Genomic DNA, 2,029 nt, shown 5'->3' with positions numbered 1-2,029 from the left:
GGGGGCGGGAGGACCACCCGGCGGGTGTGGTGATCGCCGGCGGTCGCCCGCGGGGGGGGGGGGGGGGGGGCCCCCCCCCCCCCCGGGGGGCCCCCCCCCCCGGCGTCACCGCTCCCTGCCCCTCACCCCTCACGAGGATTGCCCGCCATGCGAACCCGACCCTTCGTCGCCGCCCTCGCCCTCGCCGGTGCGGCCGTGCTGCCCGCCGCCGTGCCGGTCGCCGCCCACGGCGACACCGTCCACCTGGACGTCTCCGGCCAGCGGAACGGCCGCGTCAGCACCGTTGCCACCTGGGAGAACGACCACGACCCGGTCACCGGGGAGTTCACCGGCACGCTGGCCGCGACGGCCACCGACGGTCGCACGGTCGGCCCCTGGCGCCTGGTCGCCGTCCCGGGCGAGCCGGGGACGTACACCACCCGGGAGATCCTCCCGGCCGGGCACTGGCGGGTGAGCGTCGACTGCGCGTTTCCCTCGCCGGGGCACGGCGAGGGTGAACTCGACGTCGAGGCCGCGGTGATCGGCGACCCTCCGCTGCCGGGGGCGACGGGCATGACGACCGGCGCCTCGGCCCCGATACCCGCGCCCGCTCCCACGGCCACACCTACTCTCACTCCCACACCCACGGCCCCGACCGCCCCGCCGGCCGCCGACAGCGCCGCCCGGGCCCGCTCCGCCGCCCGCGACACCCCCTCCGACACCACGCCCGACGCCGCCACCTGGGCCGCGATCGGCACCGCCGTCGCGGCCGTCGTGCTGGTCGCCACCGGCTTCTGGCTCCGCCGCCGCCCCCACCGCTGAGCCCACCGCTGAGCCCGCCGACGGAACCATCGAGCGCGAACCACCGTCCCAAAGGTCACCGGGCGCCACCGGGCGCCCGGCCGACCGCAAGGGAGCGTCCGCGCATGAAGAAGGTCCTGATCACCGGCGGCGCGGGATTCATCGGCAGTTCGGTGGTGTTCGCCCTCCTCGACCAGGGCATCACCCCGGTCATCCTGGACGACCTGTCCAAGGGCCGGGCCGAGTTCGTCGAGGGCAAGGTGTTCTACCAGGGCGACGTCGCCGATGTGGCCCTGCTCGACCGGATCTTCGCCGAGCACCCGGACATCGACGCCGCCGTGCACTGCGCGGCCAGGATCGTCGTCCCGGACTCGGTGGCCAGGCCGCTGTACTACTACCGGGAGAACGTCGGCAAGACCATCGAACTGCTCGACGCCCTCCAGCGCCACGGCTGCACCCGCGTCGTCTTCAGCAGCTCCGCCTCCATCTACGCGCCCACCCCGGACGCGCGGGTCGACGAGAGCAGCCCGGTCGAGGCCAACAGCCCCTACGCGCGCACCAAGCTGATGATGGAGCAGGTGCTCCAGGACTGGACCAGGGGGGAGGGCGCCGAGCGGCAGCGGGTCATCTCCCTGCGCTACTTCAACCCGATCGGCGCTGACCCGCGACTGCGCAGCGGGCTCCAGGACCTCAACCCCAGCCACGCCCTGGGCAAGCTGATCGAGGCGCACACCAACGGCACCCCGTTCACCGTCACCGGCGTCGACTGGGCGACCAGGGACGGCTCCGGCATCCGCGACTACGTCCACGTGCGGGACCTCGCCGAGGCGCACGTCGCGGCGCTGCTCCGCTTCGACGAGGTGATCGCCGAGGGCGCCGAGGACCGCTACCGGGTCATCAACGTCGGCACGGGCGACGGCACCACCGTGCGCGAGCTGATCGCCGCCTTCGAGCGGGCCGTCGGCGCGACGCTCGACGTCCGCGAGGCGGGCCCCCGGCCGGGCGACGTGATCGGCTGCTACGCGGCAGTCGACACCGCCCGCGAACTGCTCGGCTGGCAGCCGCGGCGGGGCATCGCCGAGGGGGTCGCCGACGCGCTGGCCTGGCGCGCGCAGTGGGCCGCCCGCCTCGACGCCAGCTGATTCCCGGCGGGGGGGGCCCCGCCCCCCCCCGGGGCCCCCCGGGCGCCCGAGCCGGGCCCCCCCAGCCCCCCTCGAGACCGACCCCCACAGCCACCATCCCGCCCCAC

Annotated in this window: 2 protein-coding genes; both read left to right on the top strand. The window is 75.8% G+C overall.

Annotation, left to right across the window (positions count from 1 at the left end; all coding sequences use genetic code 11):
- The first annotated feature begins 147 nt into the window (after window positions 1-147).
- Window positions 148-801 carry a hypothetical protein gene (locus ACFV6D_RS38085; protein ID WP_380563295.1) on the top strand — a complete coding sequence of 218 codons (654 nt, stop codon included), beginning with the start codon at window positions 148-150 and terminating at the stop codon, window positions 799-801.
- Between the two features lie 104 nt (window positions 802-905).
- Complete coding sequence (galE, locus tag ACFV6D_RS38080; protein WP_380343272.1) at window positions 906-1,922, top strand: UDP-glucose 4-epimerase GalE; 1,017 nt, start codon at window positions 906-908, stop codon at window positions 1,920-1,922.
- Window positions 1,923-2,029: the final 107 nt, after the last annotated feature.

Source organism: Kitasatospora sp. NPDC059812, from assembly GCF_042732075.1.
In the GTDB taxonomy this organism is placed as follows: domain Bacteria; phylum Actinomycetota; class Actinomycetes; order Streptomycetales; family Streptomycetaceae; genus Kitasatospora.
Note: the sequence above shows the minus strand (reverse complement) of the source record. Positions and strands in the feature narration are given on the sequence as shown.